The 20,778-nt window shown below is 38.1% G+C and carries 23 protein-coding genes; 11 read left to right on the plus strand and 12 right to left on the minus strand.

The features are described from left to right. Positions 1 to 8: 8 nt before the first annotated feature. Positions 9 to 299: a putative quinol monooxygenase gene (locus AC5YGI_RS17975; protein ID WP_034696070.1), complete on the plus strand. Its 291-nt coding sequence runs from the start codon at positions 9 to 11 to the stop codon at positions 297 to 299. 145 nt (positions 300 to 444) lie between these two features. Here the strand turns inward: AC5YGI_RS17975 and AC5YGI_RS17980 are convergent, their stop codons facing one another. Continuing rightward, positions 445 to 1,737: a T9SS type A sorting domain-containing protein gene (locus tag AC5YGI_RS17980; RefSeq protein WP_496169119.1), complete on the minus strand. Its 1,293-nt coding sequence runs from the start codon at positions 1,735 to 1,737 to the stop codon at positions 445 to 447. A 194-nt stretch (positions 1,738 to 1,931) separates the two neighbouring features. Continuing rightward, entirely contained in the window at positions 1,932 to 2,738 is an 807-nt protein-coding gene (locus tag AC5YGI_RS17985; protein WP_496169121.1) for a choice-of-anchor J domain-containing protein, read from the minus strand. 95 nt (positions 2,739 to 2,833) lie between these two features. Between AC5YGI_RS17985 and AC5YGI_RS17990 the strand changes: the two genes are divergently transcribed. The 9 genes from AC5YGI_RS17990 (at position 2,834) to AC5YGI_RS18030 (ending at position 12,369) form a co-directional block, all read left to right on the plus strand. After that, positions 2,834 to 4,939 (plus strand): TonB-dependent receptor plug domain-containing protein, encoded by a 2,106-nt coding sequence (locus AC5YGI_RS17990; RefSeq protein ID WP_496169123.1) that lies wholly within the window; start codon positions 2,834 to 2,836, stop codon positions 4,937 to 4,939. A 16-nt stretch (positions 4,940 to 4,955) separates the two neighbouring features. Beyond that, positions 4,956 to 6,071 carry an HmuY family protein gene (locus tag AC5YGI_RS17995; RefSeq protein WP_496169124.1) on the plus strand — a complete coding sequence of 372 codons (1,116 nt, stop codon included), beginning with the start codon at positions 4,956 to 4,958 and terminating at the stop codon, positions 6,069 to 6,071. Between the two features lie 21 nt (positions 6,072 to 6,092). Continuing rightward, positions 6,093 to 6,971, plus strand: a complete 879-nt coding sequence (locus AC5YGI_RS18000; RefSeq protein ID WP_496169125.1) for a heme/hemin ABC transporter substrate-binding protein — start codon at positions 6,093 to 6,095, stop codon at positions 6,969 to 6,971. Positions 6,972 to 6,987: 16 nt separating this feature from the next. Next, the gene (locus tag AC5YGI_RS18005; RefSeq protein WP_496169126.1) at positions 6,988 to 7,995 is read left to right on the plus strand and encodes a FecCD family ABC transporter permease; all 1,008 of its coding nucleotides are present in this window, start codon (positions 6,988 to 6,990) and stop codon (positions 7,993 to 7,995) included. Continuing rightward, positions 7,995 to 8,768, plus strand: coding sequence for a heme ABC transporter ATP-binding protein (locus tag AC5YGI_RS18010; protein WP_496169127.1), 774 nt, complete (start codon positions 7,995 to 7,997; stop codon positions 8,766 to 8,768). Before AC5YGI_RS18005 ends, AC5YGI_RS18010 begins: the two co-directional genes overlap by 1 nt. 2 nt (positions 8,769 to 8,770) lie before the next feature. After that, positions 8,771 to 9,421 carry a class I SAM-dependent methyltransferase gene (locus AC5YGI_RS18015; protein WP_496169128.1) on the plus strand — a complete coding sequence of 217 codons (651 nt, stop codon included), beginning with the start codon at positions 8,771 to 8,773 and terminating at the stop codon, positions 9,419 to 9,421. Between the two features lie 4 nt (positions 9,422 to 9,425). Next, on the plus strand, positions 9,426 to 10,454 hold the full coding sequence (locus tag AC5YGI_RS18020) for a hemin-degrading factor (RefSeq protein ID WP_496169130.1): 1,029 nt from the start codon (positions 9,426 to 9,428) through the stop codon (positions 10,452 to 10,454). A gap of 118 nt (positions 10,455 to 10,572) precedes the next feature. Continuing rightward, a complete protein-coding gene (locus AC5YGI_RS18025; protein ID WP_496169132.1) occupies positions 10,573 to 11,445 on the plus strand; it encodes a ChaN family lipoprotein in 873 nt (290 codons plus the stop codon). Positions 11,446 to 11,733: 288 nt separating this feature from the next. Then, a complete protein-coding gene (locus AC5YGI_RS18030) occupies positions 11,734 to 12,369 on the plus strand; it encodes a peptide deformylase (RefSeq protein WP_496169134.1) in 636 nt (211 codons plus the stop codon). Positions 12,370 to 12,541: 172 nt separating this feature from the next. On the opposite strand, the gene AC5YGI_RS18035 is transcribed toward AC5YGI_RS18030, so the two are convergent. The 3 genes from AC5YGI_RS18035 to AC5YGI_RS18045 are packed head-to-tail and all read right to left on the minus strand — an operon-like array spanning position 12,542 to position 14,066. Then, positions 12,542 to 12,967, minus strand: coding sequence for an organic hydroperoxide resistance protein (locus tag AC5YGI_RS18035; protein WP_496169135.1), 426 nt, complete (start codon positions 12,965 to 12,967; stop codon positions 12,542 to 12,544). Then, positions 12,964 to 13,401 carry a MarR family winged helix-turn-helix transcriptional regulator gene (locus tag AC5YGI_RS18040; protein ID WP_496169137.1) on the minus strand — a complete coding sequence of 146 codons (438 nt, stop codon included), beginning with the start codon at positions 13,399 to 13,401 and terminating at the stop codon, positions 12,964 to 12,966. Before AC5YGI_RS18040 ends, AC5YGI_RS18035 begins: the two co-directional genes overlap by 4 nt. 32 nt (positions 13,402 to 13,433) lie before the next feature. Next, positions 13,434 to 14,066 carry an NAD(P)H-dependent oxidoreductase gene (locus AC5YGI_RS18045; protein ID WP_110009438.1) on the minus strand — a complete coding sequence of 211 codons (633 nt, stop codon included), beginning with the start codon at positions 14,064 to 14,066 and terminating at the stop codon, positions 13,434 to 13,436. A 235-nt stretch (positions 14,067 to 14,301) separates the two neighbouring features. Here AC5YGI_RS18045 and AC5YGI_RS18050 point away from each other — a divergent pair, with 235 nt between their 5' ends. Further along, positions 14,302 to 15,054, plus strand: coding sequence for an SDR family oxidoreductase (locus AC5YGI_RS18050; protein WP_446106342.1), 753 nt, complete (start codon positions 14,302 to 14,304; stop codon positions 15,052 to 15,054). A gap of 6 nt (positions 15,055 to 15,060) precedes the next feature. On the opposite strand, the gene AC5YGI_RS18055 is transcribed toward AC5YGI_RS18050, so the two are convergent. The 7 genes from AC5YGI_RS18055 to AC5YGI_RS18085 all read right to left on the minus strand — a co-directional run bounded on the left by AC5YGI_RS18055 (position 15,061) and on the right by AC5YGI_RS18085 (position 20,774). After that, positions 15,061 to 15,372, minus strand: coding sequence for a hypothetical protein (locus AC5YGI_RS18055; protein ID WP_110009436.1), 312 nt, complete (start codon positions 15,370 to 15,372; stop codon positions 15,061 to 15,063). Between the two features lie 70 nt (positions 15,373 to 15,442). Further along, positions 15,443 to 16,402, minus strand: a complete 960-nt coding sequence (locus AC5YGI_RS18060) for a protein-glutamine glutaminase (RefSeq protein WP_110009435.1) — start codon at positions 16,400 to 16,402, stop codon at positions 15,443 to 15,445. A 550-nt stretch (positions 16,403 to 16,952) separates the two neighbouring features. Then, positions 16,953 to 17,681 (minus strand): lipoyl(octanoyl) transferase LipB, encoded by a 729-nt coding sequence (gene lipB, locus AC5YGI_RS18065; RefSeq protein WP_496169140.1) that lies wholly within the window; start codon positions 17,679 to 17,681, stop codon positions 16,953 to 16,955. A 31-nt stretch (positions 17,682 to 17,712) separates the two neighbouring features. Further along, positions 17,713 to 18,471 (minus strand): tryptophan synthase subunit alpha, encoded by a 759-nt coding sequence (gene trpA, locus AC5YGI_RS18070; RefSeq protein ID WP_496169167.1) that lies wholly within the window; start codon positions 18,469 to 18,471, stop codon positions 17,713 to 17,715. Between the two features lie 62 nt (positions 18,472 to 18,533). Further along, positions 18,534 to 19,718, minus strand: coding sequence for a tryptophan synthase subunit beta (gene trpB / locus AC5YGI_RS18075; protein ID WP_496169142.1), 1,185 nt, complete (start codon positions 19,716 to 19,718; stop codon positions 18,534 to 18,536). Positions 19,719 to 19,722: 4 nt separating this feature from the next. Further along, positions 19,723 to 20,268 (minus strand): GNAT family N-acetyltransferase, encoded by a 546-nt coding sequence (locus tag AC5YGI_RS18080; protein ID WP_496169144.1) that lies wholly within the window; start codon positions 20,266 to 20,268, stop codon positions 19,723 to 19,725. Beyond that, a complete protein-coding gene (locus AC5YGI_RS18085) occupies positions 20,265 to 20,774 on the minus strand; it encodes a hypothetical protein (protein ID WP_496169146.1) in 510 nt (169 codons plus the stop codon). Before AC5YGI_RS18085 ends, AC5YGI_RS18080 begins: the two co-directional genes overlap by 4 nt. Between the last annotated feature and the right edge of the window lie 4 nt (positions 20,775 to 20,778).

A 20,778-nucleotide genomic window follows, 5' to 3' on the forward strand; every position in this document is an offset into this window, starting at 1 on the left:
ATTAGAACATGAATTTACATATCATTGCACTTTTTAAGTTTAATGAAAATTATCTGATGGACGCTGTAGAGCTGTTTCAGAACCTTGTGAAAGAAACAAGAAAAGAAGAAGGCTGTCTGCAGTACGATCTTATTGAAGATAAAGATAATAAAGGAACTTTCTTCCTGATCGAGCTTTGGGAAAGTGTAGAACATCATAACAGGCATAACGGTCAGGATCACCTTTTGGATTTCCGTAAGGATGCTTCCAAAATTATGGAAAGCTCTGTAGAGGTTTATAAAGGGTTTAAAATATATTAATGGTATTGAAGGATTTAAAGATTTAAAGATTTAAAATTTTAATGATTTAAAGAAGAATCTTATATCAATAGAAAATAAAAGGCGGTTTCAACAATCTGAAACCGCCTTTTTATTAGAAAAAATAGAAAGTATTAAAATAGAAAGTTTATTTTACGATAAGCTTTTTCGTCTCCGAATGACCACCGTAAGTAATTTTTACAAGGTAATTTCCTGAAGTAAGGGTAGAAAGATTCAAATCCTGCTTATAAAAACCAGCCTGGTTGGTAAGTTCAGCTGAATAGACCTTTTTCCCGGTCTGGTCATGGACCTCTACATTTCCCTTATTACCTGTTTTTTCTTTAACATCAAAAAGAACCGTTACTTTTTTATCCGCCGTAGTTGGATTAGGATAAATACCGAAAGAGGCTTTTTTTCCAACTTCAGTTATCCCTAACGTTTCCGTGATCTTTTTGTATTTGAAATACATATTTCCTGTACTGGCACCACCATTGGTTGTGAAGTACATTCTGTAGTAATCATTTCCTTTTTTGACGTAGTAGACCACATCATTTTTCACCGTCCCGATCCCTTTCCAAGAGTGTCCTACCGTAGTGATAGCAGATGAGAAACTTGCATTGGCAGGAATAGCATATGCTGCGGTTTGCTGCGTTTCAGGCTGAACCATTGCCACTTTTACGTTCGGACTTTGAATGGCTCCGGAAAGCGGGTACATCTGCACACCCATATAGAACGTGTAATATTTGGTGAATACGAAATCCCATGCCGTTCTGGAAGGCTCAAGATTGGGAACTTTTTCTCCGGTATCAAATGAGAAATAGTTGAAATATGAATCATCTGTCCCGTTGGCGATCGTTCTTGTTTCCGTAGCTCCCCATGAAGTCCCGTTCCATTTTGAATACTTGAAGGTATATCCTGCAAAAGCATCTTCAATGGCAAACTTGATATAAGTTCCTGAAGCATATTTTAAAACAAAAATAGCTTTCCCCTGAATGTGGTGGTTCACCGGGTTATAAACGCCCCATCCGGTTGAAGGAATATTGGGGTTTGGAGAGGTTACTGGTCCCTGTTCAAAAGCTCCCTGGCTCCAGTCAGTGGTCTGGTCCGGATTGTAAAGAGGATCTCCCCATGAAGCTTCATTGCTGATGCTGATGTTATCCCAGTCTGCTAAGTTGGTTGATGCAGTGAATACTTCAATATCTTTAGCATCATTGACTCTGGATCCGAATGCATAGTTTGAGTTCCTATAAAAAGCAATATCCCACGTATTGGCTGGCTGAGAAACCATATTACCATCTGCAAGGTTTACAAACACGCGGTTTTGGTATCCGCTTCCCATGGTCATATTTACCTGTGAGTATCCCAACGCATCAGTCTGCGCCAAAACAGTCTGCTGAACAGACAATGCCAGTACTGATGCCAATAATAGTTTTGTTTTCATAATTTATTTTTTAAATCCTTATTTAGAATGATTCCACAAAAGTATATAATTATTTTTAATCAGTCTAAATAAAAACATAATTTTTATCGTGTTTTTATTTTAATCCTTATGATAAACAGAGAAAATCGGACATAGAAAAGCCGGCAGGATCACTCCTGCCGGCTTTAAAAAGGTCAATAATAGTCTAATAAACCTTATTTTTTAATGAATTTTGATTGGATCAGTCTGCCTTCTGCAGTCTCAATATTCATATAATATACTCCTGTCTGAAGTGTGCTGATATCAAATCTTTGTCCGTTCAGTTTCCCTTCCGCTGCTTTTTGTCCTGCTGCAGAATAGATCTGAATGTTTTTAGGATCTTTTTTGACAATGAATTCTATTGCAGACTGATCAGAATTTAAGGCAAATCTGAAATTTTCTGTCGATTTATGGTTGTCTGATACGCCTAAAGAAGCGGTCGTGTTATACACTACATTATCCACCTGGATTGCTACGTGAGTAGCAGTAGGAGTGAACTTAAATACAATGTATGAACCTGTGGATGCCGGAATATTAACACTGATATTCTGCACGGTTCCGATAGTGGCTACATTAATAGGGTTTCCTACAGGAACGAATGTTGACATATCTGCAGGGTTGGATGCTACTCCTATCTGAATACTTCCCGGACCTGGAGATGGAGATACCAGGGTAGTATCAAAGGTCAACGTTTTATTTCCTGTTGGAGTTTCAATCTGTGGCGTAATCAGATAAGAAGAACCTGTTGCATTGTTTCCTGCATACGACTGGACGAATCTGTTGGAATCTCCTGCTACAATCATTCTTGGAGGTACAGGAGGAAACTCACCGGTTATTGGTGCAACGATGGCAGACCATCCAAACTGAGGGAAAGTGGTATTCCCAGCGGTAAAATTGTTGAAATTTTCATTGATGTTAGACACCTGAGCCTTCGCCGTTAAGGCTGTAAACATCAGAGCTCCTAAAAGTAATTGTAATTTCATGAGATTATTTTTATTTAGAATTATTCCACAAAAATATATAATTATTTTTAATGAGTCTAAATAAAGTTTTATATTTGCTGAAAATTTGTACCCTTATGAAGAAGAAAGTGCTTTCCGTTCTATCATTATCCGTGGCCTTATGGGTAAATGCACAAGAAAAGGATTCTCTTAATCAAAAGAAAATTGAAGAAGTTGTTATTACAGGACAGTACATGCAGCAGTCCATTAACAAATCGATATATAAGGTTGATGTTATTGATGCAGAACAGATCAAAAATATGGCAGCAACGAATGTTGCCGAGGTTTTGAATCAAAGTCTTAACATACAGATCACTCCGGATACCCGTTCAGGAAATTCTACCGCCAATATCATGGGGCTTAATGGTGATTATGTAAAGATCCTTATAGACAATATTCCGGTAGTAGGGGATACAGGGCTGGGAAGCAATATTGACCTTACCAAAATTACCTTAAGCAATATCGAAAGGATAGAAATTGTAAAAGGAAGTATGGGAGTTGAATATGGAAATGGAGCTGTTGCCGGGGTCATCAACATTATTACCAAGAAAACCAGTACAAAAAAGATCAGTGTTAGAGGTTCGATACAGGAAGAAACAGTAAGGGACAACTATGATCTTAAAAAAAGAGGAAACGGAAGGCATATTCAGAACCTTAATGTAGATTATAATATCAGCAATGAATGGTTTGCCAGCATCAATTTCAACCATAACCAGTTTATGGGATATGAAGGGGAAAGCAAAGGCTACAAATATTTCGGACAGGATAACCAGAGAGGATATGAATGGAACCCGAAAGATCAGTATGATGCTTCTGCTCTATTAAGATATACCAAAAATAAAACGACATTCTTTTACAAGTTGTCCTATCTTGACGAAAAATTTAATTTCTATAATCCGGAAGTAAACAGAAATCCTCTTAATGATGGATTGGGCGGTGTTTCGTATGAAAGCAGAGACAGAAGATATAACACCGACCGATGGATTCACCAGTTCAATATTCAGACTAATCTGGGACATATCCGATACATGGGAGACTTCTCGTATCAGAACCAGGATAGGAAATACTACGACTATAATTACGATATCCCGAACAGACAAATCAAAAGCCGTCAGGAAGAAAAATCTTATTATAAGACCGATGTCATCTACTCCAGAGGAATGTTCAGCAACTTCCTCGACAGCAAGGTTTTTGATTTCCAGTTAGGGTATGAATTAGACTATACCAATGGATATGCCGCTTTAATTGCCGGAGATTTCTTCGGTGAGGCGGTAAAAAGAAAGATCTTCACCTATTCCAATTTCCTTTCTGCAGAATGGAATGTGTCAGACAAATTCTCTTTAAGACCGGGAGTAAGACTTTCTCTTAGCGAAAACTTTAATAATCAGTACAACTATTCTTTATCAGCAAGATATAAAACCTCTGAGAATTCAAACCTTAGAGCAGTTGTGGGATCGGCTAACCGCTTCCCAAAATATGACGAGTTGTACACCTATTTTGTGAATCTTAATCATGATGTACAGGGAAATCCGGACTTAAATCCTGAAAAAGGATTCTCTGCTGGACTTTTCTGGAATCAGAACTTTTCAGCAGATAATGGCTGGAAGATCGCTTATGGAGTAGACGCATTATACCTTGATGTACGTGACAGAATTGAAATGGTGATGATTAAAGAGCCGTCCACCTACAAATATATGAACCTTAATACCTATAAAAATCTACTATTCTCCGCTAATGTAGATTTCAGAAAAGATCAGTTTGCCCTGTCTTTAAGAGGATCAGTAAACGGAACATCAGTATCGATGATTGATTTGAAATCTTCTTCCCCAACAGACTTTCAGTATCTGGTACAGGCAGGCGCTTCAGCAACTTACAAACTGAAAAGTACCGACACCAATTTTGCCCTTTACTACAAATTCACAGGTCCGGACAGAATTTATGTATCCGATGGAGCTAATGACTTCCGCCTTGGAAAAATAGATAGTTTCCATATGATGGATTTTATTGTGAGCCAGCCTTTCTGGAATAAGCACTTTGAAATTTCTGCAGGAGTGAAAAATATATTTGATGTCACAAGATTAAACTCTACGGCAGTTGCCGGTTCAGCCCATACCGCTGCGAACGGGTTTGTTAATTTATATTATGGCAGAAGCTATTTTGCCCGATTAATGTTTCAATTTTAAATAATACGTTACGATTATGAAGTATTTAAAAATAGTATCTCTTCTTTCCATCATGGCTGCCACACAGTCTTGTCTTTCTGCAGACGAAGATCCGGTTCCGGTTCCGCCTATGACGGGATCTGAAGTAAGTGTGCCAATTGGCGGCCCTACAGAACCTAATCAGGTTTGGATCGATTTAAGTGACTACACCAATCCGGCGGTCAACAGCAGGACAGACTGGGATCTTGGTTTTTACAGCGGCGATGCCTACAGAGTGATCATGAACGGATCTCTTGCCATGACGGTGATCAAAATACCCAACGCATCAGACATCAGTAAAGTAAAGGAAGCTGATATTTCAAGTTTAAAAGATATTGCCCAGGTAGGAACATTTGATGCTGCCAACATGAAGTATGTTGACAATCCGAACGGAGACTTCTTAAATCAGACTTCAGGAATTGATGCCATCCATGAAAATGATATGGATAACCCTGTGTATCTAATCAATCTTGGGAGAGAGATACCTTCTGCCGCCAATATCGGAGCTGGTTCAGTTTCATTGTCCGGTGATCCGAGAGGATGGAAAAAAATTCAGATCCTGAGAGCTCAGAATGGGTACAAAATCCGTTATGCTGACGTGAACGCAGCAGAAGCAGACATCAAAGAATATATCATTACAAAAGATACAGAATATAGCTTCTCATTCTTCAATCTGAAAACAGGAACCCCGGTAAAGATTCAGCCAAAGAAAAAGAAATGGGATCTGGCATTCACAACATTTACCAATGAAGTGTTCATGGGACCTACAACCAGTGCAGGAAGCTATTTTTATGCAGATTTTGTAACAACCAATACTTTGAATGGAGTAGGTGCTTACCAGGTAACAGTTACGGGAAGTCTTGATGCTGCTTACAGTGCATTTAAACTGAAAGATGTAGAGCCTTCAAAATTTGTTTTCAATGACCAGAGGGCTATTGGGGATAAATGGAGAACCACTACCGGTACGGCATCCAATCCTGTTCCTTTTGTGTATGCAGACCGTTTCTTTGTATTGAAAGATGCTGAAGGTTTTTATTTCAAGCTGAGATTCAATACCATGAAAAATACAAAAGGTGAAAGAGGGTACACCAATTTTGAATTCGAACCTTTATAAATAATCAAATAATAGTAGATCATGAAAAAATTCATCCTTGCAGCTTCTGTTCTTGTGGCAGTATATTCTTGCAAAAAAGCAGAGACAGGAGCAAAAGAAAATACAACAGAAGCCAGTTCAGAAGCACCCAAAACCAACAATAAAATAGTAACATTAAATGGCGGAATTACTGAAATCGTAGCTGCTTTAGGCCACGAAAAAGAAATCGTGGGAACTGATGTTACCAGCACCTATCCTGCCTCATTAAAAACTACAGCGAAAGATTTAGGACACATGAGATCAATGACAATTGAACCGATCATGGCTGTAAACCCAACATTGATTCTGGCTTCTGATAAAGATATCAATCCGGAACTAATGGGGAAAATCAAATCCTCAGGGATTCAAACCGAAGTTTTTAAACAGGAATATACGGTTGAAGGAACTAAAAAACTGATCGAGCAGGTAGCAAAAGCGATCGGAAATACAGATTATCAGAAATTAAATGATAAAATTGATGCTGACTTAAAGCAAGTACAGCCTATTGCTAAAAAGCCCAAGGTATTGTTCATCTACGCAAGAGGAAATATGCTAATGGTGAGTGGTAAAAATACCCCAATGGCGTCATTGATCACTCTTGCAGGAGGAGAAAATGCAGTAACTGATTTTGAAGATTTCAAACCATTGACTCCGGAAGCGGTTGTAAAAGCTAATCCTGATGTACTATTTTTCTTCGAAACCGGTTTACAGGGAGCAGGAGGAAACGAAGGCGCGTTAAAAATGCCGGGAGTATCTCAGACCAATGCAGGTAAAAACAAGAAAATCATTGCAATGGACGGAGGTTTGGTATCAGGTTTTGGACCAAGAGTAGGAGAAGCAGCAGTAGGATTAAACAAACTTTTAATTGAAAGCACCAAGTAAATTATACTTTTATCTAATGATAAGTGCGGTACTGCTTGCCATTATAGCAGTACTGTCACTTAATACAGGAGTTTATGATTTCGGAGAAAATTCTCCGTTCAGGGCTCTGTGGCAATTGATAAAAGGAGATTCCGGTTTGTCACTCAGTGATAAATATGTGATCTGGGACGTAAGGGCAGCCAGGATTATCATGGCCATTTTAGTAGGAAGTATGTTGTCGGTTTCCGGGACGAGCCTTCAGGGACTTTTCAAGAATCCTCTGGCAACCGGAGATTTAATAGGACTTACATCAGGAGCAACGTTGCTGGCAGCCATTGCGATTGTTTTAGGAGGACATTTTAAAGAATATCTTCCTGAAGCTGTACAATTTTCACTGGTAGGAATAGCAGCTTTTATCGGTTCTTTTTTATCCATGATGCTGGTCTACAGAATTTCAACAAGCGGAGGGAAAACCAATGTAGTGATGATGCTGCTTACCGGAGTTGCCATTACAGCTATCGGGTTTTCGATAACCGGATTTTTGATCTATATCTCAAAAGATGAACAGCTCAGAGATCTTACTTTCTGGAATTTAGGAAGCCTGGCCGCAGCCACATGGACGAAAAATATCATTCTCGCCATTGTGATCACCATCGCCTACATCATTTTATTACCCAAAGGAAAAGCCTTAAATGCAATGATGCTGGGAGAAAAAGATGCACAGCATCTGGGAATCAATGTGGAAAAACTGAAAAAGCAGATCATTATCACCGTGGCTTTAATGGTGGGAACCTGCGTGGCATTTTCTGGAACAATTGGTTTTGTAGGTCTTATTGTACCTTATATTTTAAGGCTTTTATTTAAATCAAATTATGTTTTTATTTTGCCATTATCGGCAATGTGCGGAAGCATTTTGTTATTAACGGCAGATACCTTCAGCAGAAGTATTGTGGCACCGTCAGAACTACCGATAGGGATTTTAACAGCCTTAATGGGAGGACCTATTTTTATCGCTATTTTGGTTAAATTTAAAAAATCACTGTAATGATCAAGGCACACCAGATAAATTATAAACATAAAGAATTCAGGATTCTGGATGGGGTAGATGTATCTCTGGAATACGGCGAATTTCTGGCCATTGTAGGACCCAACGGAGCAGGGAAGTCAAGCCTGCTGAGCGTGTTGGCAGATGAAGTGAAGTCCAGCCATAACAAGGTTTTGTTTAAAAATAAACCCATCAGAGAATGGAATATCCGGGAGCTTTCAAAACATAAAGCCAAGTTCTCGCAGCATAACAGCAATGATATTCCGCTTGAAGTGAAGGATGTGATCATGATGGGGAGGTATCCGTATTTTGATGCCCAGCCCGGAAAAGAAGATCTTGAAGCCATGAATAATATGATGTACGAAACCGATATTTTTCATCTCAAAGAAAGAGAATACAATACCCTTTCGGGAGGAGAAAAGCAGCGTGTACATCTGTCAAGAGTGATGGCACAGCTTGAAAATGAAATTGCCCATAAACTGGTTTTTCTGGACGAACCGTTGAATAATTTAGATATAAAACATCAGTACAAAGCATTGGAAATTATCAAAAATTTCACCAAAAAAGCCAACAGTGCTATTGTTGTTTTGCATGATCTGAACCTTGCTGCACAGTTTGCAGATAAGATTTTATTAATGAAATCAGGACAAGTCTCTGCCTATGGAACCCCACAGGAAGTTTTTACTGAAGAAAATATCAGCAATGCCTATAATTTTCCCTGTACCATCTGCGGGCACCCTATTACCGATAACCCAATGATCATTTTTGGATAACCATGGAAAAAGAAGAACTCAAAATCCTCGCACAGAATCTTGCCAACCCTCAGGGTGAAAAAGGCATTGAGATTGGTGAAATGATGAATGCCACTAACATCAGCATGACGTTAGAAAGTATCAAAACACTTGTGATTGATGACGGCCAGCAAATCCTTGAAATAGGACATGGGAATGCCGCACACCTGAAAAGTATCATGAACCTTGCCAAAAACCTTAAATACACAGGGATTGACATTTCCGAAACCATGCACAATGAAGCCAAAAGGCTCAATAAAGAATTTGAAAGCCAGACGGAATTTGTTTTATACGAAGGGAAGAAACTTCCTTTCAAAGATGAAACTTTTGATAAAATATTTACAGTCAATACCGTGTACTTCTGGGAAAATCCCGTAGAATTCTTAAACGAAATCTATAGGGTTTTAAAAGATGACGGAACATTTGTTCTTACGTTCGGACAAAGAGAATTCATGGAAAAACTGCCGTTCACGGAATATGATTTCACCTTGTACAGCAACAGTGAAATGGAAGAGCTGGTCTCCAAAAGCCAATTTAAAAGAATGAAAACTTCTGAAAGAGAAGAAGAAATAAAAAGTAAAACAGGAAACGAAACCATACGAAGAATTTATACAATTTTAACCATAAAAAAGTAAAGTAATGAGCACATTAGTTAATGATTTAAAGGAAAAATGGGAAGCTCTGAAAGCAGAAAATCCACATATCAGAATAAGAAACGCTGCAGCACAGCTGGAAGTAAGTGAGGCAGAATTATTGGCAACAAGCATTGGAGAAGGCGTTACGGTCCTGAACCCGGATTTCCAGGGAATCCTTACAGAAGCTGGGCAATTAGGAAAGGTTATGGCTCTTACCCGTAATGATGAATGTGTTCATGAAAGAAAAGGGACTTACCTGAACGGTGATTTCAGCAGCCCTCATGCACAGCTTTTTGTGGGTGAAGATATTGATCTCAGAATTTTCCTTAACCACTGGAAATTTGCTTTTGCAGTACTGGAAGGAGAGAAGAAAAGCCTTCAGTTTTTCGGAAAAGACGGTTTGGCACTTCACAAGATTTATCTGACGAAGGACAGTAATGAAGCTGCTTTCGATGCGATCGTAGAAAAATTCAGAGCAGAAGATCAGAATCAGGCATTGGCTTTTGAAGCAGTAGCTCCAAAACAGGCTGAAAAAGCAGATTCAGACATTGATGTAGAAGGCTTTAAAAAAGCATGGACAGAATTGAAAGACACCCATGATTTCTTCATGATGACCAGAAAATATGGTGTAAGCAGAACGCAGGCATTAAGATTGGCTCCGGAAGGATTTGCTAAGAAAATTGATAATGCGAAAGTGGTGAATATCCTTGAAGATGCTTCTGAAAAGAACGTTCCGATCATGGTTTTCGTTGGAAACAGAGGCATTATCCAGATCTACACAGGAAATGTGAAGAAAACACTTTGGCACCAGCAATGGTTCAACGTGATGGATCCTGATTTCAACTTACATCTTGACGTAACGAAAATTGCTGAAGCATGGATCGTGAAAAAACCTACTGAAGACGGAGAAGTAACCGCTATCGAAGTATTCAACAAAGAAGGCGACTTCATCGTTCAGTTCTTCGGAAAAAGAAAACCAGGAATTCCTGAGCTTCAGGAGTGGAAGGACCTTGTAGCAGCTTTAGAGAAATAATAATTAGATGATTTGAATGAGACCGTTTTGTTTGTAAAATTCAAAGCGGTCTTTTTTATTGCATGCGATCTATGGGTGACGAAATATTTGTGTAATTTGTGATTAAATATAAAATAAAATGAAACATATTTTCATAGCGATATTGCTGGCCGGATTCTGTTCGTTGAAAGCACAGGATTTAAAAGCGTATCAGTTTTATGATAAAAAAGGAAAAGAAGTGAAGACAGAAAAGCTGGTAAAAGAACTGGCAGATTATGATGTGGTCTTTTTTGGTGAAAATCATAACAGTTCTATCAATCACTGGCTTCAGCTTAAAATTACAGAAGCGCTGTTTGCCAAAAAGAACGGACAGCTGATCTTAGGAGCAGAAATGTTTGAAAGAGACAATCAGGCGCAGCTGGATCAATATTTAAACGGAAAGTTTGATGCAAAAACATTAAAAGATTCTGCCCGTTTGTGGAGCAATTATGCAACTGATTACAAGCCTTTGGTAGATTTTGCCAAAGATAAAAAGCTGAATTTTGTGGCTACCAATATCCCAAGAAGATATGCCTCTCAAACCGCAAAAGAAGGTCTTGAATCCTTGAATAAATTAAGCGAAAAAGAGAAAACCTATATCGCCCAGTTGCCGATTAAAGTGACTTTAGACACTCCCGGATATCCGGAAATGAAAAAGATGATGGGAGATCATGCAGAAGGAACCAAAGTGATGAATTTTATTTCAGCTCAGGCTACAAAAGATGCTACAATGGCTGAATCTATCCTGAAAAGCTACCAGGCGGGAAAAACCTTCATTCACTATAATGGAAACTACCACAGTAAAGAATTCGGTGGGATTTATTGGTACATCAAACAGAAAAATCCTAACCTGAAAATGGCAGTAATCTCCGTTTTTGAATCAGACGATCCTGAATTGAAAGTACCAGCGAAAGATTATATCCCGACAGACTTCAATCTTATTATTCCGGGAGATATGACGAAGACTTTTTAATAAGAAGCCCGCAGATGATGCGGATTGAGCAGATCTTATTATGAATTAAATAATTTGAATTGCATTCATTCAATAGAAAGAGGCTGTCTCAAAAGTACCCCCTCTCTCGGACTCCTGCCTGACAACTTTTGTCATTTAGGAAATTCTCAGAGCGTTAATTTACCTTTTGAGACAGCCTCTTCTTTTTTTATATCAAAATTCCATTGGCTTTAGCCAAAACTTAAAATTCGTCGGCAAATAAATCATTTTTACTCCACAATATTTACCTTTGTATCACATTCAAAACATATGAAAAAAATCCCCATTCTGCTGATCTTTTTTATCGGATTGTTCAATGCACAAAAACTGACTTCCAATGAGCTTTCCATCATCAATCAGGGAGATGTAAATAAGGCGTTACCCATCTATCAGACGACGGATAATAATCAGCATCAAACATTGCTGAACATTTCCTCAGAAGCAGATCCTCTTGATCCTAATACAGCTGTTCTGGTAAAAAGGATGAAAGAATCTCTTCTGTCTACGGATGGCGGAGTAGGCATTGCGGCTCCTCAGGTGGGAATCAACAGAAAGATCATCTGGGTACAGCGTTTTGATAAAGAAGGAGCCCCTTTGGAATATTTTATTAACCCGGTCATTGTATGGCGTTCCGATCTGCAGAATCTTGGTCCCGAAGGTGATTTATCTATTCCTGATTTCAGAGATCAGTTTTACAGAAGCAAAGTTATCCAACTGGAATATGTGGATTTGAAAGGGCAGAAATATTCAGAAATCGTAGAAGGTTTTACTGCGGTGATTTTCCAGCATGAAATCGACCATCTTTTCGGAATCCTGATTTCCGATAAAAAGGAAAAAGAAAAAAACGATTCTTATAAAAAGGTAGATGCCTATCAGAAAAGTGACGTAAATAAAGACAGGAGGTAATTATAAATGATGTTTGATGAATGATGAATGAAATTCTTAAGCATTATATACAAAAAAATATTCTCAATCATCTGTGCCCATCTGCGAAATCCGTGGGAAAATAAAAAAATAAAAAGGAGCTGTTTCCATGGAAACAGCTCCTTTCGTTATAACTATGCTTAAAAAAATTGGATTAATCTTTGTTGGTGACTGAAAGTTTTACCTCCATATTATTTCTGGTCGCATTAGAATAAGGACAGATCTGGTGTGCTTTTTCTGTCAAGGCCTGTGCCTCTTCAAGAGAAACTCCGGGAATGTTGACATCCAGTTCTGCTGCCAATCCAAAGCCGCCATTTTCAAGCTGACCTATGCTGACTTGAGCGGTTACTGTAGTTTCTCCGGTTTTTATTTTAGAAAGACTGATGACTCTGTTCAGAGCACTGTCGAAACATGCAGAATATCCCGCTGCAAAAAGCATTTCAGGATTGGCAAAATCATCATTGGCTCCTCCTAAACCTTTTGGCATTCTTACATCAAGATCCAGCACTCCGTTTTCACTTTTCACATGTCCGTTTCTTCCTCCTTGAGCAGTGACCTGAGTGGTATATAATGTTTTCATTTATTTTCTATTTTGTTTAAGATTTTTAAGACTGTGTCTTTAAGGTGCAGCAGCTCTTCCGGTTGTATTCCCAGTTTTTCCTGAATTTTCCCCGGAATTTCACAAGCCTTTTGCTGAAGCTGTTTTCCTGCTTCGTCTAAAAATACTTCAACCACTCTTTCGTCCTCTTTTTTTCTTTTTCGGATGATAAATCCTTTAGACTCCAGCCTTTTAAGAAGAGGGGTCAAAGTACCACTGTCCAGAAACAGTTTTTCTCCGATATGGGTTACCGTAAGTCCGTCACCGTCCCATAATATCATCATCACAAGATATTGCGGATAGGTAATGCCCAGCTCATCAAGAAAAGGACGGTAAAGCCCTGTAACTTCTTTGGCAATGACATACAATGGGAAACAAATCTGGTTTTCCAGTTTAGGTGTTTTAGGATTTTCCATAATTTTGGGGTACGAAAGATTCGATGAAGGTATTACTTTTTTATGATAAATTCATCCATTGGAATTCTGACTTTTTTCATAGTAGAAAGCCAGTCATTAGCTTCGTCGCGGTATCCGAGATATAAAAGGCTTACACTTTTTAATCCCAGTTCTCTTAGTCCCAGTACTTCATCTACCACCTCATTGCTGAATCCTTCCGCCGGAGTACTGTCGATTTTAAGTTCTGCAGCCTGTGCTAGCGCAATTCCTAAGGCAATATAAGTCTGGCGGGCAGTGTGGGCAAAATGCTCTTCAGGAGTCTGCGCACCGTATATTTCTTTAATTTTATCGGTATAGCTTCCGAAGCGGCCTCTCGGAAGATCTCTTACATCCGTATGATAATCGTAAACTTTGTCAATTTTTTCATTAGAATAACTGTCCCATGCTGCAAAGACCAAAACGTGAGAAGAATCTCTCATTACTTCAGGGTTTAAAGCACCCGCCACCATTTTTTCTTTCAGTTCCTGATTTTCCACTACAATAATTCTGAACGGCTGTAAGCCCGATGAAGTAGGAGCCAGTCTTGCCGATTCTAAAATCGTATTAAGGTCTTCCTGTGATACTTTTTTGGTCGGATCATAAGCTTTTACAGCATGTCTCCAGTTTAGATTTTCTATTAATGACATTTTTATTTTGTTTTTAAATTAAACTACTTATTGATGATTCAATGTCAGTTTTGAACTGACTCAATTAACGATACAAATATATGGCCAATTTAATTGTGTGCAATTTAATTTTGAGTGATTTTATTGATGACAATTATTGATAAACTTTTTACCTTTCCACTCAATTGCACAAGAACTGGATTTTTTCAACGCCGTAGTATTCCAATCTTTGCCGTAGAATTTTAAACTTAAAACAATGCAGAGATTTAAAAACAAAACCGCTTTAATTACCGGAGGAACCAATGGGATGGGTTTGGCAACGGCTCAGAAATTCATTGAAGAAGGAGGATCTGTGATCATTACCGGAAGAAGCGAAGAAACGGTGAATAGTGCTTTAGAGAAACTTGGAGAAAAGGCCTTTGGAATTGTTTCCAATGCCGGAAATATGAAAGACCTTATGATGCTGCAGCATGAAATCAGAAAATATACAGAACATATTGATCTGGTTTTTGCCAATGCAGGATACGGAAGATTTGCACCTGTGGAATATGTGGATGAAAATCAGTTTGACGAATTATTTAATATGCTGGTGAAGGGTCCGTTTTTTACGGTACAGCAGGTGTTGCCATTAATGAAAAGCGGAAGCTCCGTTATTTTCAATACTTCCGTGGCAACAGAGATTGCGATGCCTAATTTTTCGGTGTATTCTGCGGCAAAATCTGCAGTGCAGTCAATGATCAAAACTTTTGCTGTAGAACTTACAGAACGTGGAATCCGTGTGAATGGAGTAAGTCCCGGACATATCAAAACCAATATTTTTAATAATACAGGCTTAACCGGAGAGCAGATAGAAAGCGCTATTGATGATATCATTCCGACAATTCCTTTTAAAAGACAGGGAGAGCCTTCAGAAATAGCCAGTGTAGTTCTGTTTCTGGCTTCAGAAGAAGCGTCCTATATTCATGGGGCAGAAGTGAAAGTGGATGCCGGAATTTCTGTGATCAGATAATCCGGATTATTTGACCTCTTTAATTTCTTTAATGATATTGGTTTTATTTTCAATACCAATATTATAGGCCTTACCTTTTTTAAAGCTTTGGGTTGCTTTTTCCATCAGGCTTTTATATTCCGGTGATTTTTTAGAGAGATAAAAAACCTGTGCACTGATTCCAATAGCGACCCGTACCACTTCATTGGGTTTATCGGGATCTTCCATGATGTTTGAAATCGTGGCATTATTGTACCATGTCAAATTCTGTGAACTGGAGTTACCGGAACAGGATGTAATCATAATAAAAAGTAATAGTAAATACGACCAGGCTTTCATAATAAAAAAAGATTAAGTAAAAAGCTCCTGCAATATATCAAAATATCGGCAGGAGCTCTATATAAATTAGTTAGAATCCACAGCTCGCTACACTAGGTGCAGGGGAAGGAGAACATCCGGAAAGGGATGAGAATATGTTTAATACACAGTTGGTATTTACATAATTGTTATCATATAATAAAGATCCTGATGGACTTCTGTAGTATACGTTTCCTGCAGTATTGGCATAAGAAGATACTGAAGCAGATCCACAGCTTGTATTGGTGCAAGCAGCTCTCCATGCAGAATCGGTTACCGGTCCGCTGGAGAATAATGACGGATCAATGATTCTTTTCTCAACAATTCCTGAAGCATTTTTGAAGCTTACCAAAATCGCTACGTGATATACCCATGAAACACAGCATGTTCCTGTAGACGCTCTCAGATTACCGTAAACGAACTGTTTTTCGCAATCATAGCCTGCGTTCAAAAGGATCTGTCTCATTTTGTGTGCTCTTGCATAGCATCCATCCACAGGGTATCTGAATGTGATACATGGTGAAGATGCCGTAGAAGTTCCACAAGCCTGGTTTTTGATCTGGGTAAAAAGACTGTTTAACGTAGCAAGATTTGGAATAACACTTACTGCCTTGTTACTTTCTCCTCTTTCTTCTTTGTTGAATACCGATTTGAAATAACGGATGTCATCAGCAGTTGCTTTTTCTACTTTCGCAATTTTATTGGTATTGGCTTTAAGGAAAACATGAACAGGAGTTTCGTTTTCAACAGCCTGTCTGATCATGGAAATATAACCTGCATTCTCTTTACTGTCCGCAATTTCGTACGGTTGTGCAGTAACCATAAATGAGATTTTAAATTTTCCATCTTCTTTTTCAATCCCTACCGGAACAGTTTTGCCGAAATCTTTCATTGCAATTTCATTAGACTCCTTGGCTACAAGATTAGGATCCTGATTGGCAGCTGAATCTGAGCAGGAATTCACTGACAGTACCGTCACGAATACCATCATGGATAACAGAAATTTTTTCATAGTTTTTATATTTTGTGGTTAGTTTTCAGTGAACTTTTTAATTATGATAGTTCACTTATTTGTGACATTAAAAGTAATAAAAATTAAAATATATGCAAGATTTTTTTTGAAAAAAATACATTATTCTGTTGTTTTATTGATTTTATAATATTGAAAACAACTAAAAAACCTTAGGTTTTTAATAGTAGAATTTTGAAACATAGAAAATTTTAAAATAGAATTTCGAGATCTGGATTCCTACGGAATGGACAAGGTGGATGGATAGTTTATTCCTGTCATACAAATGTTCTTCAATAAGATAAGTCTATTTATACTTTGTCCATTCCGTAGGAATCTAAACTATGTAATACGGATTAAATCTAAAAAAAGTCTCAATAATAGTAGAATTCTGAAAAGCAAGAAGAATTTTAAAATAGATTTTGAGGTATGGATTCCTGTGGAATAACAAACGTTGCGGATAGTCTAAGCGAATAAAAATAACATTATCATAAAAATAAAAACCCGGTTTCAACGATTGAAAACGGGTTTATTTTATTGTAAGTAAACTTGACTATTTATAAATCAATTCTGCCTGAAAAACATCCGCGAAATGCTTCCTGATTTTTGCTTTCAGTTCTTCCATTTCTTCTAGTGTCAGTTCTCTTTCAAGTTCTCTTTTTAATGAAGTAACCTGCTTGTCTTTGATCCCACATGGAATGATATATTCAAAATAACGCATATCAGTATTCACATTAAGTGCAAAGCCGTGAAGAGTTACCCATCGGGAAGCTTTCACTCCCATGGCACACATTTTTCTGGCGTAAGGTTTTCCCACATCCAGCCATACTCCGGTCTCACCCGGAGAACGTTCTCCTTTAATGCCATATTCGGCAATGGTTCTGATGATCACTTCTTCCAGATTTCTCATATATAAATGAATATCCGTGAAAAAGTTTTCAAGATCCAGAATAGGGTAGCCCACAACTTGTCCATAGCCATGATAGGTAATATCACCGCCGCGGTTTACTTTCACGAAGGTAGCCTCAATTTCTTTCAGCTTATCAATACCGGCAAGCATATTTTCTTCATGTCCGCTTTTTCCTAACGTGTACACGTGAGGATGCTCTACGAAAAGAAGGTGGTTGGGAGTAATACTATGGTGTTCTGCAGGAAGATCTCTGTTTTTTATTTTGGTATCAATGATGTTTTTCATCAGTTGCTCCTGATAATCCCAGGCTGGCTGATATTCTTTGATTCCTAAATCTTCAAATTCTACTGCTTTATTTTGATTTGTATTCATTTCAATTTTTGATATACAAATTTAGTGAATTTTACCCTTTTATGGAATGGATAAAATCTATGGCATTCTTCTTCCAGTCTCTATCCTGAAGTAAAATATTCACGAAAGCAGTTCCGATGATACCACCATCCGCTTTTTCCGTTACATTTTCGAAGTCATCTTTCGATTTAATTCCAAACCCAATCATCACCGGATTTTTAAGTGGAAGAGCAGCGAGCCTGGAAAGATAGTCCTCATTCTTTAAAACCGCATTTTCATTTCCGGTAGTGGAAGAAGAACTTACGGCATACAGAAATCCTGAACTTAATGAATCCAGATAGATCATCCTTTCATCGGAGGTTTCCGGTGTTACAAGGAAAGTGAAATTAAGATGATATTGTTTTAAAATCTGCTGATAATTTTTCTCAAACTCAATAGGAGGAAGATCGGGTAGGATCAATCCTGAGACACCACTTTCCGCACAAGCCGCACAAAATTTCTCAAATCCGAAACTCAATACCGGATTGATATATCCCATCAGGATAATTGGAATGTTGATTTTGTCTTTGATGGCTTTTAGCTGAGATAACAGTTTTTCGATCGTCATTCCGTTTTGTAAAGCCAGTTCGTGAGCTTTCTGAATGACAGGTCCGTCTGCCACAGGATCAGAATAAGGCATTCCGATTTCGATCATATCAGCCCCGGAATCCTGAATCAGTTGTATAATATCAGCGGTATCTTCCAGTTGTGGAATTCCTGCTGTGAAGTATATATTTAGTTTTTTCATTTTTTTATTATAGAGGTTAGAAATTAGAGGGTAGAAGTTAGATGGTGAATACTTGTTATTAGGTAATACTTACTGATTTCCAGTATCTAACTTCTAATTTCTTTAAGATATGTTTCCATATCCTTATCTCCACGACCGCTCAGGCAAATGACCACAACATTATTTTCATTAAATTTCTTCTTATCCAGAACAGCCAGCGCATGAGAACTTTCCAGTGCAGGAATAATTCCTTCCAGTCTGGTGAGTTCAAAGGCACATTTCAAAGCTTCATCATCATTAATGCTAAAGAATTCAGCTCTTTTTTCTTTAAATAAGTGCGCATGAAAAGGCCCGATTCCCGGATAATCCAGTCCGGCAGAAATAGAGTGGGGCTCAATAACCTGGCCGTCTGCTGTCTGCATCACAAGACTTTTGCTTCCGTGAAGAACACCAAGCGTTCCCAGGAAAGTAGTAGCAGCAGATTTTCCGGAATCCATTCCCAATCCTCCGGCTTCAGCAGCAATGATTTTCACCTCTTTTTCCTCTACAAAATGGTAGAAAGTTCCGGCAGCATTACTTCCTCCACCTACACAGGCAATCACATAATCCGGATTTTCCCTTCCGATTTTCTCTTTAAGCTGTTCTTTGATTTCCTTTGAAATAATACTCTGGAATCGTGCTACAAGATCCGGAAAAGGATGAGGTCCCACTACACTTCCAATCACATAATGAGTCGTCACAGGATTGTTGATCCAGTCTCTTAATGCTTCATTTACTGCATCTTTCAGGGTTTTTGAGCCTGAAGTGGCAGCCACTACTTCTGCTCCCAGCATTTTCATTCTCGCTACGTTTGGGGCCTGTCTCTGGATATCAATTTCTCCCATATAGACGATGCATTCTAGACCAAGCAAAGCACATGCTGTAGCGGTAGCAACGCCATGCTGTCCGGCTCCGGTTTCCGCAATAATCCTGGTTTTTCCAAGACGTTTCGCTAATAAAACCTGGCCAAGGGCATTATTGATCTTGTGAGCTCCGGTATGGTTGAGATCCTCCCGTTTGAGATAGATCTGAGTCTTGTATTTCTGACTTAAATTTTTAGCAAAATAGAGTGGAGTGGCCCGCCCAACATAGTTTTTCAGCAAATCCTGATACTCGGCCTGAAAATCTTCAGACTCTATGATTTCAAGATAGTTTTTTTGCAGTTCTTCTACATTAGGATAGAGCATTTCGGGGATAAAGGCTCCTCCAAACTCGCCGTAATATCCGTTTTCATCGGGGTTTTTATAATTCATTTTTTTATTCTTTAGTTATTAAATAAGCATTGTTTTGTGAACTCAGCCGGTTGAGCAGTTCTTTTCTTTCCTGCGAGGTATGAAAAACCAAAATATCATCATCTTCAGAATTCACCCAATCCGGACCGACACTTTCTTTGATCATTCTGGCTTTATCATGAAGAATTTCGATATCACATTTTTCATAAAAAGGACGCAGATCCGAATGGCAGAAACCAATGGTTTCCAGGTTTCTCTGTGTAACATTTTCTTTGAAATGTTTCACTAAAGCGGTTCCATACCCTTTCTTTTTATGAGCAGAAACAAGTCCTACGGCTTCTGCAAAGGAATAATCGGTGTCTGCTATTTGTAAGGTGAAATCAAAATTCACTCTCATAACGGCCAATATGCTTTCATCCGTATCCATCAGATAATGAAATTCCGAGTCTTTAAAAAAAGAGCGGAAGTAGGATGATTTCATGGTGTTCCATGCGGAAATATCCCAAAGTTCCAGGATGTGTTTTATTTCGGCTTCTGTTAAATCTTTCGTTTCTTTTACGTGATATTTCATGGGTTCAAACTATTAATAAATGTGAGATGGTAATCGTACTGCTGTTTGGTAATCAGCTTTTTATAATATAATAATTCTATTTTATGCATTAAGTCAATTAAGGTTGCTTTATCTATTTTCGACTGATACATGGTAATTGCAATTTCAAGATTATCAATTAAATAATAAGGATCGGAATCTTCGTACAGCAGAAAAATTTTAGAATAAATCAATCCCAGATCATACTTTACACTGGATTTTACATGGTTTTCCAAAAATTTATCTGAAATAATAACCAGATAATAACTGTTCCATAAACTGATTCTTTCAAAAAAATACTGGATATCACTTTCTTCAAAATCTTTAATAATACAAATGAAATCGGACAATAATCCACCTGCTTCCCAATGTTCTGTATTGCTGTCGTTCTGTGCTACAAAGTGGTACAGATTCTGGATTTTTTCATTCCCGAATTTAGGCGGAAATAATGTTTTATAAAATGTCTTCTTTAGCAAATGTATATTCATCCTT

Source organism: Chryseobacterium sp. CS3K3.1 (assembly GCF_059515165.1).

What these genes read in the sequence shown, in the direction of transcription:
- AC5YGI_RS17975 (WP_034696070.1), top strand. Translation starts at nt 9, where the DNA reads ATGAATTTACATATCATTGCACTTTTTAAGTTTAATGAAAATTATCTG.
- AC5YGI_RS17980 (WP_496169119.1), bottom strand. Translation starts at nt 1,737, where the DNA reads ATGAAAACAAAACTATTATTGGCATCAGTACTGGCATTGTCTGTTCAG.
- AC5YGI_RS17985 (WP_496169121.1), bottom strand. Translation starts at nt 2,738, where the DNA reads ATGAAATTACAATTACTTTTAGGAGCTCTGATGTTTACAGCCTTAACG.
- AC5YGI_RS17990 (WP_496169123.1), top strand. Translation starts at nt 2,834, where the DNA reads ATGAAGAAGAAAGTGCTTTCCGTTCTATCATTATCCGTGGCCTTATGG.
- AC5YGI_RS17995 (WP_496169124.1), top strand. Translation starts at nt 4,956, where the DNA reads ATGAAGTATTTAAAAATAGTATCTCTTCTTTCCATCATGGCTGCCACA.
- AC5YGI_RS18000 (WP_496169125.1), top strand. Translation starts at nt 6,093, where the DNA reads ATGAAAAAATTCATCCTTGCAGCTTCTGTTCTTGTGGCAGTATATTCT.
- AC5YGI_RS18005 (WP_496169126.1), top strand. Translation starts at nt 6,988, where the DNA reads ATGATAAGTGCGGTACTGCTTGCCATTATAGCAGTACTGTCACTTAAT.
- AC5YGI_RS18010 (WP_496169127.1), top strand. Translation starts at nt 7,995, where the DNA reads ATGATCAAGGCACACCAGATAAATTATAAACATAAAGAATTCAGGATT.
- AC5YGI_RS18015 (WP_496169128.1), top strand. Translation starts at nt 8,771, where the DNA reads ATGGAAAAAGAAGAACTCAAAATCCTCGCACAGAATCTTGCCAACCCT.
- AC5YGI_RS18020 (WP_496169130.1), top strand. Translation starts at nt 9,426, where the DNA reads ATGAGCACATTAGTTAATGATTTAAAGGAAAAATGGGAAGCTCTGAAA.
- AC5YGI_RS18025 (WP_496169132.1), top strand. Translation starts at nt 10,573, where the DNA reads ATGAAACATATTTTCATAGCGATATTGCTGGCCGGATTCTGTTCGTTG.
- AC5YGI_RS18030 (WP_496169134.1), top strand. Translation starts at nt 11,734, where the DNA reads ATGAAAAAAATCCCCATTCTGCTGATCTTTTTTATCGGATTGTTCAAT.
- AC5YGI_RS18035 (WP_496169135.1), bottom strand. Translation starts at nt 12,967, where the DNA reads ATGAAAACATTATATACCACTCAGGTCACTGCTCAAGGAGGAAGAAAC.
- AC5YGI_RS18040 (WP_496169137.1), bottom strand. Translation starts at nt 13,401, where the DNA reads ATGGAAAATCCTAAAACACCTAAACTGGAAAACCAGATTTGTTTCCCA.
- AC5YGI_RS18045 (WP_110009438.1), bottom strand. Translation starts at nt 14,066, where the DNA reads ATGTCATTAATAGAAAATCTAAACTGGAGACATGCTGTAAAAGCTTAT.
- AC5YGI_RS18050 (WP_446106342.1), top strand. Translation starts at nt 14,302, where the DNA reads ATGCAGAGATTTAAAAACAAAACCGCTTTAATTACCGGAGGAACCAAT.
- AC5YGI_RS18055 (WP_110009436.1), bottom strand. Translation starts at nt 15,372, where the DNA reads ATGAAAGCCTGGTCGTATTTACTATTACTTTTTATTATGATTACATCC.
- AC5YGI_RS18060 (WP_110009435.1), bottom strand. Translation starts at nt 16,402, where the DNA reads ATGAAAAAATTTCTGTTATCCATGATGGTATTCGTGACGGTACTGTCA.
- lipB (WP_496169140.1), bottom strand. Translation starts at nt 17,681, where the DNA reads ATGAATACAAATCAAAATAAAGCAGTAGAATTTGAAGATTTAGGAATC.
- trpB (WP_496169142.1), bottom strand. Translation starts at nt 19,718, where the DNA reads ATGAATTATAAAAACCCCGATGAAAACGGATATTACGGCGAGTTTGGA.
- AC5YGI_RS18080 (WP_496169144.1), bottom strand. Translation starts at nt 20,268, where the DNA reads ATGAAATATCACGTAAAAGAAACGAAAGATTTAACAGAAGCCGAAATA.
- AC5YGI_RS18085 (WP_496169146.1), bottom strand. Translation starts at nt 20,774, where the DNA reads ATGAATATACATTTGCTAAAGAAGACATTTTATAAAACATTATTTCCG.